Here is a 13,310-nt window from a genome sequence, read left to right on the forward strand (position 1 = left end):
AGAAATCCGGGGACAGTTTACTCAATTCCAGGCCGGTTGGTTGCAGAGCGGTCGGCGTCCGTTGTGGAATTGAGTAAACTGTCCCCGGATTTCCGGCGCGGCTGAGATGTCGCCAGGCCGACGCCGAAGGTAGCGAGCGCCATGCCGGCGATCTGGACCCAACTCAGGCTCTCGCCGAACAGGAGCCAGGCCATGACTGCGGTAACCGCCGGCACAAGATAAAACAGCGACGACACCTTCGCCATCTCGCCCTCGCGGATCATGATCATCAGCAGGAAGATGGCGCCGATCGACAGCACGACCACCAGCCAGACCATGGCGAAGACGAGTTCGCCGGTGAGGATGATCGTATGCGTCTCCAGCGCAATCGAACCGGCAGCCATCAGCACGGTCGCGCCGACATATTGCCAGGCGGTCCCCATCACGAGATTGCGGGAGGCGCCGAATTTTTTCTGCAGCACCGTGCCGGCGCTCATGCCGGCGACCGCGAGAATGGCTGCGGCGAGCATCGGCAAGGTGACGGCATCCAGCCCCGAGCCGAGCTTGGGCAGGATGACGATCACCACGCCGGCAAAGCCTGCGGCGAGGCCTGCCCAGTGGCGGGGAAAAATTTCCTCGCCGAGAAAAATGCCGGCCAGAACGGCGGTGATCAGTGGCTGCAGCCCGACGATAAGCGCCGACAGTCCGGCCGTCAGCCCCTCTCGAACCGCCCAGAACACGCCGCCGAGATAGACGCCGTGCATCAGCGCGCCGGCGGCCAGCGCGTAGAGAATGTCGCGGCGCGCCATGCGCCACGTGCCCATGGCAAGGGCGATGGCCGCCAGGATCAGGAAGGCCAGACCGAAACGCCCGCCGAGGAAGGTGAACGGCTCGGCCCAGGGCATAGCGTAGCGCGCGCCGATGAAGCCGGTGGCCCAGAGCAGCACGAAGGCCGTCGGGATGATTTTCCTGGTCTGCATGGGAGCGGCCTGTTTCAGGTGCGCCCGCTCTATTGCCGGAAGCATGGGCACGCAAAGGCGAAATCCTGAATCATTGGTTCAGGAGAGATGAAACGAAGGGCGCAAGCCCAGCGGGCAGTCACTTCGACAAAGTTGGAGATTTTCATACAAGATGTCGGCATTGCCGCCACTGCGACGTCCTTGGCACGAACGGAGGAAAATATATGGGCAAGATTCGCATCGAGAATGTCATCAGGCCGGGCTCGACCTATGCGGTCGACGAGACGAAATACGAGGCGATGAAGAAGGCCTACCTGGCCGTGCTTCCAGCGGAAGAGCCCGGGCTGACGCCGGTCGAAATCCGTACCCGCCTGACTCCGTTCTTGCCGGAAGACCTGTTTCCCGGCGGCGCCAAGGCGGGATGGTGGGCGAAGGCCGTGCAGCTCGACCTCGAAGCCAAGGGCGTCGTGGCCCGCGCCAAGGGCAGTCCGGTCCGGCTGTTCAAAGCATAGAGCGTGTCGCGCCGATCGGGCGCGGCACGCGCACGCAATCGCTCGGTTTGTGGAAGCGGCACCGCAGCTCATGAGCGCGCAAAACAGCTGGCTTCGCCCGGAGCCGACGCTATCTCGCGAACTTGATTGTCGCCGATGAGCGCGTGCCGAACATATTCAAGCGCGGCGGGCTCCTTCGACACGCCGAGATGGTCGTGGCGCCCATTCTTGTGCAGTTTTGACCAGTTCACGGTTTCCAGCCTTCCGGTGAAGGATTTTTGCGGCCGCAGGCGCGAAGACAGGCTGAACAGCCCGTCCGAGCCATACATGTCGATCGCCCGGCGCACGTTGCAGGGCACAGGCGTCGGCTTGTAGCCCTCGAAGACGAGAAGCGTCTGCACCGGCACGCCGGCCGTCTGCAAACGGTCGGCGAATTGCGTGGCGGCATTGCCGCCCAGAGAGTAGCCGGCCACGGCGACGGGCGTTTCGGTTCGGTTCGGTTGCGCCAGGAAATTGTCCGCAGCCTCCCGCCAGTTGACCGGATTGTAGACATCGGCGCGGACACCTGCGGCGCGGATGTATTGCGTCAGGCTGAACATGCCGCTGCGTGCCATGTCGTCGCCCGTCGGCGTCAGGCCGGCGAACAGGTAAACGACGCCTTTTTCGGAGAGCGGCGGATTGGCAAGCCCGCCTTCCTGCATGACCGGAGACGTGCATCCGGTTACGAAGAAAATGAGCAGAAAGGGCAGCAGCGCCAGGCGGATAGCGGGAGCGGATATGAACAAAGGCACCTCGATTCAGCATCGAAGCCCGCCCGCACGGGCACCATGTTTAAGAGGGGCGGACGAGGATGCCAACCTACCGCAGGTAGTGGAGGGGATCCGACCGGCAGAAAGGCGGTCTGCCGGATCGGCCCAAAACCACCGGGATCAAAGGGGATCGAGACCGATCATGCGCCTGATGTCGTCCGGTGCTGCGCCATTTCCGCGCAGGGCGGCAATGCCGGTATCGCGCAAGCTTTTCGAGAGTTTTCGGCCGTCCGGTCCGAGGATCAACCGATGGTGGTGATAGGCAGGCGCCGGCAGGCCGAGCAGTTCCTGCAGCACGCGGTGCACGGCGGTGGCGGCGAACAGGTCCTGGCCACGCACGACATGGGTTATACCTTGAAGCGCGTCGTCCACCACGACGGACAGATGATAGCTGGTTGGCGTGTCGCGGCGGGCGAGGATGACGTCGCCCCAGTCTTGCGGGCCCGCTTCGACCCTGCTCAGGACTGAGGGATCGTTGGCCGTAAACTCGCTCCATGCCAGCGGCCGACCGATCCGCGCGAGGACTGCCTCCATGTCCAGCCGCCAGGCGAAGGGTTTTCCCGCGTCGATCAGCGCGACGCGTTTTTTCTCGGACAGCGCCTTGTCGAGGCCGGGATAGAGCGGCACGCCGTCCGGGTCGCGCGGCCAGTTTTTTCCAGCCGCCTCCTGCTCGACGATGTGGGCGCGTATCTCGCCGCGGCTCATGAAGGCCGGATAGACGAGGTTTTCGTCCGCCAGCTTGCGCAGGCTTTGCTCATAGTGGGAAAAATGTTCGGATTGACGGCGCACCGGCTGTTCCCAGAGCATCCCCAGCCAGTGCAGGACGTCAAAAATGCCGGCCTCGAATTCCGGCGAGCAGCGGGTGGTGTCGATGTCTTCCAGCCGTAACAGAAGGCGTCCGCCGGCAGCATCGGCGAGCCGTTGGTTCAGCAATGCCGAATAGGCGTGGCCGAGATGCAGCCGGCCATTCGGGCTTGGGGCGAAGCGGAAGACGGGCGGATTCATCGGCGCCGAAAACGGGTTGCGCGAAAATTTGACCGATTGCTACTTTGCCGGGCTTTGGCGGACAAGGGCAGCATGCGGCGAATTGTTGGAATGGACGACATTGCGGTCGGGCTCGACGCGCTCTGCGCCGCCGATCCGAGATTGGCGTCGGTACGGCGCATGGCCGGTGAGGTGCCGCTGCGGCTGACCGAGCCGGGGTTTGCCAGCCTCGCTTCCATCATCGTGTCGCAGCAGGTGTCGCGCGCAAGCGCTGACGCGATCTTCGGGCGGTTCGTCAAATTGGTCGATCCGCTGACGCCGGAAGGCGTGCTTGATGCAGGAGAAGCGGTGTTTCGCGAGGCCGGATTCTCGCGGCCAAAACAACGGGCGATGCTGGCGGCTGCGAGCGCGGTGGCCGAGGGGCTCGACCTCATCAACCTATGCGGGCTGGATGCCGAAGACGCCATCGGCCGGCTCACAGCGGTGCCCGGAATCGGCCCATGGACGGCTGAGGTCTACCTGCTGTTTGCCGCTGGCCATCCCGATATTTTCCCGGCCCGCGACGTGGCGCTGCAGACGGCGGTTGGCCACGCTCTCGGCATGGAAACGCGGCCGGGCGACAAGCAACTCACGCGAATCGCCGAATCATGGTCGCCGTGGCGCGGCATCGCGTCGCGGCTTTTCTGGGCCTATTATCGTGAGACGAAGGGCAGGGACGCGGCACCGATCCTGCAGCGTCCGGAAAAAACCTGAAAACACGCGCGATTTTGCGCCGTATTGTGGCCTCGAAGGCGCTTCACATCCCTGTCATGTCGGGCTTAGACTATTGGCGTCAGGCGTTGACCTGCCATGGAGGTTTTTGAAGTGACGGTCGCCGTATCTCCGGATGGGCTTCCCGCGCTGGTGCTGAATGCGGATTACCGGCCGCTCAGCTATTACCCGCTGTCGCTCTGGTCCTGGCAGGACGCGATCAAGGCCGTGTTCCTCGACCGCGTCAACATCGTCGCCGAATACGAGCATTCGGTGTCGTCCGTGTCGTTCTCGATGCGGGTGCCGAGCGTCGTCAGCCTGAAAAGCTACGTCAAGCCGTCGCGCCACCCGGCGTTCACGCGCTTCAACGTGTTCCTGCGCGACCGCTTCCAGTGCCAGTATTGCGGCACGCCGGAGGATCTGACCTTCGACCACGTCATCCCTCGCCATTGCGGCGGCGCGACGACCTGGGAGAACGTGGTCGCCGCCTGCTCGCCCTGCAATCTCCGCAAGGGCGGACACCTGCCGGCGCAAGCGAAGATGTGGCCGATGCAGAAACCGTTCCAGCCGACGGTCCACGACCTGCACAACAACGGCAGGCTGTTCCCGCCGAACTACCTGCATGAAAGCTGGATGGACTATCTGTACTGGGATGTCGAACTGGAGCCGTGAGTTGGGGCGTCGGATGTTTTTGCATCCGATGCTTTGGCTTGCGGTGCATGGGTGCGTCTTCAGCTATCCCGCACCGGCAAATCGCTTCACGACGTAGATGGCGTTTTCGGATGGCTCCAGAGCCGGCGACGGCCGGTATCCGAGGTTCGCATAGAAGCGTAGCGCCTTGTGGTTGCGCGGATGGACTTCCAGCCAGAGGCCGGTGGAGCCGGCGTCGGCAAGGCGGCTTTCGAGCAAAGTTATGCACTGCCGACCAATGCCCTTGCCGCGGGCTTGCGGCAGCAGGTCGATGTGGCCGTGCGATGGATAGGCCGAGAGTGCGGGCGGGATGGCGAGAGCTGGATGGTGGATACGGTGCCGTGCCCAGTCGCTGCCCTGCCAGCCCGAAGCATCGGGGCCGGGATCGGCTACGCCCCGCTGGAGAGCCGGATACCAGTTCGTGGCGAGCCGATCATAGAAAGCAGCGGTGTTGAACGCGCCGAGCAGGTAGCCGGCCACGCCCGAGGGGTTGTCGATGACAAACGCAAAATCCGGCTCGAACACCTGATAGGGCACGGCGTAGATCTGGCCGATCAGGTTGGGATCGTCCTCGCGGGCCGTTGCGTCCTCGCCGGCATCGCCTGTTTTCAAGCACACCATACGCAGCGCCGGATGGTCGGCGTCGGTGGCCTGGCGCAGGAAAAAGCCGTTGCCGAAGTCGAGGATCATGCCGGCGCTGTCACGGCGGCAGGATGCGGAAATCCGCGCCTTCCGGCAGCAATTGGCCGCCGTCGACGACGATGGTCGTGCCGGTGATGTAGCTGGCGTCGTCGGAGGCGAGGAACAGGAAGGCGTTGGCGACGTCGCGCGGCGTGCCGAGGCGACCGAGCGGGATCGCGTCCTCCATGTTCTTGATGAAGGCCGCGCCGCGCTGTTCCTGGATCGCCTCCGTCAAAATGTTGCCGGGCTCGACGCCGTTGACGGTGATGCCGTAGCCGGAGAATTCGAGCGCCGCCGAGCGGATGAAGCCGTTGATGCCGGATTTTGTCGCGGAGTAATGGCCGTGGCCGGGGCTGGTGACATGCGGGCCGGTGATCGAGGAGGTGAACAGCATGCGGCCATAACGCTGCGCCTTCATCGGCACGAGCGCGGCGCGCGCCGCGTTGAAGGTGCCGCGAAGATTGACCGCCATGACGCGGTCCCAGTCGTCGGGGCTGGTGTTTTCGATCAGTTGCCAGGGATAGATGCCGGCGTTCTGGACGACGATGTCGAGGCGGCCGTGCCGGTCCAGCGCCAGCGCGACGGCGGCCTCGGCGTCGGCCATTTTCGAGATGTCGATGGCGATGAAGGCGGCGCCTAGTTCGTCCGCCGTTGCCTTGCCGATTTCGGCCTCGCTGTCGGCCAGCACCAGCTTGGCGCCCTCCTCGGCGAAGCGTTTTGCGATGCCTTTGCCGATGCCGCGCGCGGCGCCGATGATCAGTGCCACCTTGCCTGAAAGCCGGCCGATCATGCCAGCCTCTGGCGCAGATTCTGCTTGAAGGTGTCCAGCAGCACGGCTGCGAGCACCAGCAGCCCGTGCACGACCTGGGTGAAATTGGCGGGAAGGCCCATGAGGTTGATCGCCGTGTTGATGGAGGACAGGAGCAGGACGCCGGCATAGACGCCGGGCAGCGAGCCGACGCCGCCCTTCAGGCTGACGCCGCCGATGACCACCGCTGCGAAGGCATTGAACAGCAGGCCGACGCCGAGATTGGCGGTGGCGCCGGAGGTGCGGATGGCGAGCAGCCAGCCGGCCAGCCCGGCGATGGCGCCGGCCAGCACGAAGGCGATGACGAGGTTGCGGGTGACGCGAATGCCGGCGCGGTAGGTCGCCGTCTCGTTGCCGCCGATCATCACCAGATGCCGCCCGAACGGCGTCTTGGCCATGATCAGCGAGAAGACGACGAAACAGGCGATGGCGATCCATGCCGTCAGCGGGAGGCCGAGCAGGCGCTGGATGCCGAACCAGCGGATGGCGGGCGCGAGATCCTGCGCCGAGCGGCCGCCTGACACGGCCAGCACCAGCCCGCGCACCCAGATGTAGGAGGCAAGCGTGATGATGAAGGCGCTCATCTTCAACTTCACGACGAGGAAGCCGTTGAATGCGCCGATCAGGCCGCCAACGGCAATGGCGACCAGCAGCGAGACCGGAACCATCAGCCATTCGGGATAGAGCTTTATACCGAGGCCGATGCCGGCCGAGCAGAACAGGATACCGACCGCCATGGCGCCGAGCGCGGCCACCGATTCGACGGACAGGTCCATGTGGCCAGCGATGATCACCAGCGCCAGGCCGATCGACATGACGCCGAGTACGCTCGATGCCTCGATGATGTTGGCGAAGATGCCGAGCTGGAAATAGTTCGGGATGAAGATCGAAAAGACGATCAGCACGAAAAGCAGCATGAACCAGACGAGATTGTCGAGGACGATCTCGAGGATTTTGCGGGTGCGTGGGTTCATAGATGGGCCAAAGGTTATGCCAACCGAGGCAGACGCCCCCTCCACCACGCTTCGCGTGGTCCCCCTCCCCCGTAAACGGGGGAGGATCCGCGGCGGCGACAGCCGCACCGTTGGATCCTCCCCTGCGAAGCGGGGGAGGGGGACCGCCGTAGGCGGTGGAGGGGGCTAGCGAAGGTATCGATCAAAGTCTGACGTCTATTCGACCGACATCACTGTATCCGTCGGCGGCTTCATGTTGCCCCAGAAGGCAGGGTTGTCGACGTTCGACTTGTCGATCGCCGCACCCGGGATCTTGATATTCGGCCCCCAGGCTTCGTTGGTCACCGTCGACTTGAGATGCAGCACGTCATATTCGCCGGGCTTGATCTCCTGCTTGTTGACGATCTTGTCCATGAACATGGCGACCGCCGCCGCCTGCGCGTAGAGCGGCTGCTCGACCTCGACATTGAGCCAGCCCTTTCGGATCAGGTCCAGGCCGACCGGCGCGCCGTTCGAACTCATCATCATGATGTCGCCGGGTTTCTTGCCGGCCGATTCCAGCGAGGCGACGGCGGCCACCGAAAGATGCGCGGCGTGGCTGAAGATCAGGTCGATGTCGGGATTGGCGACGAGCTGATCGGCGACGATGGTGCCGGCATTGCTTGCCTCCCACTGCATGGCGGGCAGCGAGACGATGGTGACGTCCGGAAACGCCTTCATCTTCTCTTCAAAGCCTTTCTGGATGTCGAGCGTGTAGGGATCGCCGGGGTCGCCCAGCACCTGCAGGATCTTGCCTTTGACCGAGCCGTTCTTGGCCGTCAGCAGCTTTTCCGCGCTGTCGGCGGCGACGTAGCCGATCTCGACCGTTCCGGCCACCGAGGTGAAGGCCGACGGCGTCGAGGTGATCTGGCGGTCGAACTCGACCACCGGTATGCCCGCCGCCATCGCCGCCTCGATCGAGGGTTTCAGCGCGTTGAAGTCGACGGCCGCAAGGATGATCGCCGCAGGCTTCAGCGCGATGACGTCGTTCATCTGGCTCTGCTGCGCGTCGGTCTTGTTGTCGGCGTTGAGCGTCTTCATCTCATAGCCGGTCTGCTTCAGGAACATTTCCAGCGCGCTCACCGAGCCGGTCTGGAATTCGTCGAGCAGCGTCGGCACGAGGTAGTAGACCGTGCCCTTCGACTGCGCGAAGGCCGGCGTCAGCATGGCGATCGCCAATGCCACGACGCCGAATGCGGCAAGTAATATTCGCTTCATTTCTCTCGCTCCTTTTTTGAGCCGGACCCCTCTTGTTGCCCCGTCAGCCTGCCGGTCCGGCACCGGCAAGCGCTTCTCCGGTGATCATATTGATCACCGCATCGGGGCTGGTTTTGCTGCGTGCGACATCGCCGGCCACGACGCCCTGGCGGATCACCACGATCCGGTCGGCGACCTGGAAGGCCTGCTGCATGATGTGGGTGATGATGACGACGCCGATACCTTGCCGCGCCACCTGGCGGATCATGTCGAGGCCGCGCCGCGTCTGCTCGACGCCAAGTGCTGCGAAGGGCTCGTCGAGCAGCACCAGCTTGCCGCCCCAATGGACAAAACGGTTGAGTTCGATGGCTTGGCGCTGGCCGCCCGAAAGGTGCTCGACCTTGGTCCTGAGCGACGGAATGCGGGTGCCGGCATTGGAAAGCGCTTTCGCCACCTCGCGCTCCATCGCGCCTTCATCGAGCACCGGTACGCCGAGCACCTTACGCGTCATCTCGCGGCCCATGAAGAAGTTGGCGACGACGTCGACATTGGTACAAAGCGACAGGTCCTGGTAGACGGTCTCGATGCCGGCATCCTTGGCCTCGGCGGGAGACTTTGCCAGGAACTCCTTGCCTTCGAACAGCATGCGGCCGGAACTCGGCTCCAGCCCGCCGGCGATGATTTTCACCAGCGTCGATTTGCCGGCGCCGTTGTCGCCCAGCAGTGCGACGACCTCGCCCTTGCCGATCGAGAAGGAGATACCCTTCAGCGCTTCGATCGCGCCGTAATTCTTGCGGATGTCCTCAAGTACCAGCAGCGGTTCGGTCATGCCGCCAACTCCTTGCCGTCCGCCGCTTCCCGCCCGTCTTCGCGTGCCGCGAACATCTGGCCGAAGCGCGGCGACAGCACGCCGGATACGGCGAGCGCCGCCGCACCGCGCAGCACCGATTGCTCGCCGCCACGCGCCACGGTGACGCGCGGGGCGCGCCGGTCGCGGCGCGCCGACACCGAATCGGGCAGGGTTTTGGCGGCCGCCGCCAGTCTTGCCAGCAGCGAGGCCGGCGCCAGCCCGCCGATCACAACGGTCTGTGGATCGAACAGGTTTTCGATGGTGGTCACCGCGTTGCGGAAGATCGGTGCGATCTCGCCTGCCCAGGCCGCCTCGCCGCCACTGTGGCGGCCAAGCGCCTCCAGCGACAGATAACGCTCTAGGCAACCCCGATTGCCGCATGGGCAGGGCTCGCCGTCCGCCACGACGGGGATATGACCGATCTCGCCGGCATTGCCCCAGGCGCCGCGCAGCACCGCGCCGTCATGGATCATGACGCCGCCGAGGCCAACGCCGAAATAGAGATAATAATATTCCGAGAACTCGGTGCCCAGCCCGTAGAGTTGCTCGCCGAGGGCGGCCGCCGCCATGTCGGTTTCCAGGAATGCCGGCAGGCCGGTCGCCTCCGCCAGCCGCTCCCTCAGCGCCACATCCTTCCAGCCGGCCATCGTTGTCGGGCCGACGAAACTCATCGATTCGACACCGAACGGACCGGGCAGCGCCATGCCGACGCCGAGCATGCGGCCGCCGGGCCGCAGCCGGGTCAGGTCGCGCACCAAGGTGCCGATCAGATCGAAGGCCTGGTCCGGCGCCGGAGCCGGCGCGTCGCGATGCAGATTCTCGACCACGTCGCCGCTGAGGTTGATGAGGGCTGCGCTGACGCCGAGCGGCGTCAGGTGGATGCCGACCGCGTAGCCGCCGTCAGGGTTGATGCGCAGGGTGGAGGGCGGCACGCCGCGCCCTTTCGGTTCCTCGCGGGCGGAGAGGACGTAGCTCTGCTCCTCCAGTTCGCGGACGATGGTGGAAACGGTCTGGACGGTGAGACCGACGCGCTTGGCGATCTCGCCGCGTGTGGTCGGCGCATGCAGGCGGATCGATTCCAGCACGATGCGCCGGTTATACGGCCGCCCGAATTCCTGGTTTGTGCCCCTGAGTGCCACGTCCCCATGCCCTCCAGCACAAGAAGCTTCGCACCGGAAAATTATTTGGTCAAATGGTTTTCAGAAAGCATAGGGGCCAATCCGGCCATGCGGTCGCGAGGAGGACGGAAGGTGCGTGATCCCGTCTGCCGAACGCGCTGGCTGTTCCTCAATTTCACATCGGCCGCGCAAGAGCTCCGTCACCGGTTCGCCAGGGCTGACGGCAGCCGGTTTCATCGTGGTCTGATCGACCGGTCCGGCGATTGACGCGCGGCCAGCGTGGTCTCGCAAGCGGCGCCTGAAACGAACGTCCCGGACAAATGATCGTGGAGATTGGTGGTGCCCCCGGTCGGGATCGAACCGACACTCCTTTCGGAACCGGATTTTGAGTCCGGCGCGTCTACCAGTTCCACCACAGGGGCTCCGGCCCGCGAGCGGGCGTGGATGGGAGCGGACTATACGGTGAAGCATGGTCTCGTCAACAGCTTGCGCGGCGGCGAGTTGGCAATCGACGTTGCGTAAAGCGAAGCGATCGCAGGGGAGGTCGAAGGGAAAATCGTGCGCTGCGGGCGCGGGCGCGCCGATTGCAGGCTGCCTTGGCCCGAGGGATCGTCGTTCGCGGCTCTGCTCGGCCGGGCCAGGTGCAGCGGCTTTCGGGCGCAGCCGGGCGCGCGCAATTCTTTTTAGAGGAATTGCAGGCTATGGGTGGTGCGATTTTCCGGCCGGCATAGCTCCAAAAGAGCGGATACGCATCGGATCGGACCAACGACGGAACGGCTGATGCTTCGAAAGCTCTACGACTGGACCATGTCGCTTGCTGCCCGCAAGTCGGCGGAATGGTGGCTGGCGGTCATCGCCTTCGTCGAGAGTTCGGTGTTCCTGGTGCCGGCCGACGTGCTCTATCTGCCGATGGCGCTGTCGCGGCCGGATCGGGCGTATCGTTACGCGCTGGTAGCGACCGCGGCGTCGGTGCTCGGTGGTATCGCCGGTTGGTTCCTTGGCCACTATGCGTTCGAGGCCGTAGCGCGGCCGGTGCTGGAATTCTACGGCAAGTACGACGAGTTCGAGGCGCTGCGCGTTTCCACCGGCACGGGTTTCATCCTGCTGATGCTGGTCACGTCCGGCTTGGCGCATCTGCCGCCGATCAAGGTCGTCACCATCCTGGCCGGCGTCATCAGTTTTCCGCTTGGCTGGTTCATCGTCTCGGCCATCGTGGCGCGCGGCGCGCGTTTCCTGATCCTCGCCTGGCTGCTCAGGCGCTATGGCGAATCGATCCGCCACTTCGTCGAGAAGCGCCTGGGGCTGCTCGCGGGAGCGGCTGCGGCTGTCCTAATTCTGCTCTATATACTGGTCAGGTACGTGTTCTGACCATCCGAACGGACTTTCCCGCCATGCCCAGCCAGCCTGCCTCGCCTACGCGCATCCACGCGATCACCGCGCTTTTCCTTGCCGCCGCGATGGCGGCGACGGTCGGCGGGGCGCTCGGCTTCCAGCATCTCGGCGGGTATATCCCCTGCAAGCTCTGCTACGAGCAGCGCATTCCCTATTATGTTGGCGCGCCGCTGATGCTGGTCGCGTTCCTCGCCGCGGTCCTGCGGCTGCCTGCCGTCTTCACGCGAGGGCTGCTGCTGGCGGGTGCCTTGCTGATGGTCTACGGGCTCTATCTCGGCGTCTACCACTCTGGCGTCGAATGGGGCTTCTGGCCCGGCCCGACGGATTGCGGCATGGTGGTTGCTCCATCCGATACCGGCGGCAATGGCGTGCTCGATTCGCTGAACTCGGTCGTGCCGCCGTCCTGTGACAAGGCGGCGCTGCGCATCCTCGGCCTGTCCCTGGCCGGCTGGAACGCGATCGCCAGCTTCGTGCTGGCGATCCTGGCTTTCCGCGGAGCGGCCGCGAAGGCGTAAGGCGGCTCCGCTCGTCAGATCACGACAAATTCCGCGGCGGTGAGCGTCGGGGCTCCCGCCAATAAGGCGAATTTGACATTTCCGAAGGCGCTGCCCGAACCGTCGGCATCGTAATAGAGATAACCCGTCGTCGAATTGTAGACGATGCGGTCGTCGGCGTCCTTCGGTCCGGTGGCGGTGTCCCTGAAGGCTGCCGCTGCCAGAACGCCGGTCGTGGTGAGCGCGGTGAAGATCGCGTTCTCCAGGCGGATCGTGTCCGCCGCCACGCTATAGTTGACGATCGTGTCGACATTGTCCGGCCCGAGCGCCGACGAGAACACGAAATAGTCCATGCCGCTGCCGCCGTTCAGCGTATCGCTGCCGCCCTTGCCGTCGAGCACGTTCTTGCCGGCATTGCCTCTCAGTTCCTGGGCGAATTCGTTGCCGGTGAGGTTGATCGCCGCGGTGCCCATCGAGCCGTTGGTGGTGAGGTGTTCCACCTCGACGCCGGCGGCGAGAACGTAGGATACGCCGCTGGCGACGCTGTCGTCGCCTTCGCCGGCGGCCTCGAAAATCTTCACGTCGCTGCTGTAGACGCGGTAAAGGTCGTTGCCGGCTCCGCCCTCGAAGATGTCGCCACCGCCCATCGAACGGAACGTATCTGCAGCGGCCGAACCGAAGACATAGTCAGGCCTTTCGGTGCCGACGAAATTGCCGGCGGTGGAGAAGATCGTCACCGTGAATTCGCTGTCGACGCTGGCGCCGCCAATATAGTCGTTAAGCGAATAGGTGCCGGTCGTCGGCGTCGCGTCGACGAGCGTCGCGACGAAGCTCAGATCCATCGGCCTGTCGTTGCCCTGATAAAAATAGTTCTCGTAAATTCCGATGTTGCCGTAGATTTGACCGTCCCACAGATAATATCCGAGATCCTCGTCGTAATAGCCCGTAAGTCCGTAATAGAGCGTGGCGGTCACCTGGTTGCCGCTGCGGGTCAAAGTAAATTCCGCAGAGACACCTGAAACAAATTCGCTGACAAGCATGATGTCCTCCCGAGACTGCGAGGAAGACCTAGCAATCAATTGCGACCGACGCAACGGAGCGTGTTGTTGGGGAGGT

At 64.2% G+C, this 13,310-nt stretch carries 15 protein-coding genes and 1 tRNA gene; 5 read left to right on the top strand and 11 right to left on the bottom strand.

Annotated features, from left to right (window positions below; genetic code table 11):
• Positions 1-17: 17 nt before the first annotated feature.
• A complete protein-coding gene (locus ACSBOB_RS07780) occupies positions 18-959 on the bottom strand; it encodes a DMT family transporter (protein ID WP_442581868.1) in 942 nt (313 codons plus the stop codon).
• A 203-nt stretch (positions 960-1,162) separates the two neighbouring features.
• On the opposite strand from ACSBOB_RS07780, the gene ACSBOB_RS07785 reads away from it, so the two are divergent.
• Positions 1,163-1,450, top strand: a complete 288-nt coding sequence (locus ACSBOB_RS07785; protein WP_442581869.1) for a DUF6958 family protein — start codon at positions 1,163-1,165, stop codon at positions 1,448-1,450.
• 68 nt (positions 1,451-1,518) lie between these two features.
• Here ACSBOB_RS07785 and ACSBOB_RS07790 read toward each other — a convergent pair whose 3' ends face one another.
• Positions 1,519-2,214: a thioesterase domain-containing protein gene (locus ACSBOB_RS07790; RefSeq protein ID WP_442581870.1), complete on the bottom strand. Its 696-nt coding sequence runs from the start codon at positions 2,212-2,214 to the stop codon at positions 1,519-1,521.
• Between the two features lie 144 nt (positions 2,215-2,358).
• Positions 2,359-3,243, bottom strand: coding sequence for a tRNA glutamyl-Q(34) synthetase GluQRS (gene gluQRS, locus ACSBOB_RS07795; RefSeq protein ID WP_442581871.1), 885 nt, complete (start codon positions 3,241-3,243; stop codon positions 2,359-2,361).
• Between the two features lie 72 nt (positions 3,244-3,315).
• Between gluQRS and ACSBOB_RS07800 the strand changes: the two genes are divergently transcribed.
• Positions 3,316-3,975, top strand: coding sequence for a DNA-3-methyladenine glycosylase family protein (locus ACSBOB_RS07800; protein ID WP_442581872.1), 660 nt, complete (start codon positions 3,316-3,318; stop codon positions 3,973-3,975).
• A 111-nt stretch (positions 3,976-4,086) separates the two neighbouring features.
• Complete coding sequence (locus ACSBOB_RS07805) at positions 4,087-4,644, top strand: HNH endonuclease (protein WP_349007281.1); 558 nt, start codon at positions 4,087-4,089, stop codon at positions 4,642-4,644.
• 63 nt (positions 4,645-4,707) lie between these two features.
• Here the strand turns inward: ACSBOB_RS07805 and ACSBOB_RS07810 are convergent, their stop codons facing one another.
• The 7 genes from ACSBOB_RS07810 to ACSBOB_RS07840 all read right to left on the bottom strand — a co-directional run bounded on the left by ACSBOB_RS07810 (position 4,708) and on the right by ACSBOB_RS07840 (position 10,730).
• Positions 4,708-5,352 carry a GNAT family N-acetyltransferase gene (locus tag ACSBOB_RS07810; RefSeq protein ID WP_442581873.1) on the bottom strand — a complete coding sequence of 215 codons (645 nt, stop codon included), beginning with the start codon at positions 5,350-5,352 and terminating at the stop codon, positions 4,708-4,710.
• Positions 5,353-5,362: 10 nt separating this feature from the next.
• A complete protein-coding gene (locus ACSBOB_RS07815) occupies positions 5,363-6,133 on the bottom strand; it encodes an SDR family oxidoreductase (RefSeq protein ID WP_442581874.1) in 771 nt (256 codons plus the stop codon).
• Complete coding sequence (locus ACSBOB_RS07820; RefSeq protein ID WP_442581875.1) at positions 6,130-7,125, bottom strand: ABC transporter permease; 996 nt, start codon at positions 7,123-7,125, stop codon at positions 6,130-6,132. Before ACSBOB_RS07820 ends, ACSBOB_RS07815 begins: the two co-directional genes overlap by 4 nt.
• Before the next feature lie 195 nt (positions 7,126-7,320).
• A complete protein-coding gene (locus ACSBOB_RS07825) occupies positions 7,321-8,361 on the bottom strand; it encodes a sugar ABC transporter substrate-binding protein (RefSeq protein ID WP_442581876.1) in 1,041 nt (346 codons plus the stop codon).
• A gap of 43 nt (positions 8,362-8,404) precedes the next feature.
• A complete protein-coding gene (locus ACSBOB_RS07830) occupies positions 8,405-9,169 on the bottom strand; it encodes an ATP-binding cassette domain-containing protein (protein WP_442581877.1) in 765 nt (254 codons plus the stop codon).
• Positions 9,166-10,329 carry an ROK family transcriptional regulator gene (locus ACSBOB_RS07835; RefSeq protein ID WP_442581878.1) on the bottom strand — a complete coding sequence of 388 codons (1,164 nt, stop codon included), beginning with the start codon at positions 10,327-10,329 and terminating at the stop codon, positions 9,166-9,168. Before ACSBOB_RS07835 ends, ACSBOB_RS07830 begins: the two co-directional genes overlap by 4 nt.
• A 316-nt stretch (positions 10,330-10,645) precedes the next feature.
• A tRNA-Leu gene (locus tag ACSBOB_RS07840) sits at positions 10,646-10,730 on the bottom strand.
• A gap of 358 nt (positions 10,731-11,088) precedes the next feature.
• On the opposite strand from ACSBOB_RS07840, the gene ACSBOB_RS07845 reads away from it, so the two are divergent.
• Together ACSBOB_RS07845 and ACSBOB_RS07850 are read left to right on the top strand one after the other, a co-directional pair.
• Positions 11,089-11,676 carry a YqaA family protein gene (locus tag ACSBOB_RS07845; RefSeq protein ID WP_442581879.1) on the top strand — a complete coding sequence of 196 codons (588 nt, stop codon included), beginning with the start codon at positions 11,089-11,091 and terminating at the stop codon, positions 11,674-11,676.
• A 23-nt stretch (positions 11,677-11,699) separates the two neighbouring features.
• Positions 11,700-12,215, top strand: a complete 516-nt coding sequence (locus ACSBOB_RS07850) for a disulfide bond formation protein B (protein WP_442581880.1) — start codon at positions 11,700-11,702, stop codon at positions 12,213-12,215.
• Positions 12,216-12,229: 14 nt separating this feature from the next.
• On the opposite strand, the gene ACSBOB_RS07855 is transcribed toward ACSBOB_RS07850, so the two are convergent.
• Positions 12,230-13,234: a hypothetical protein gene (locus ACSBOB_RS07855; RefSeq protein ID WP_442581881.1), complete on the bottom strand. Its 1,005-nt coding sequence runs from the start codon at positions 13,232-13,234 to the stop codon at positions 12,230-12,232.
• Positions 13,235-13,310: the final 76 nt, after the last annotated feature.

Source organism: Mesorhizobium sp. KACC 23794 (genome assembly GCF_052180275.1).
Classification (GTDB): Bacteria; Pseudomonadota; Alphaproteobacteria; order Rhizobiales; family Rhizobiaceae; genus Kumtagia.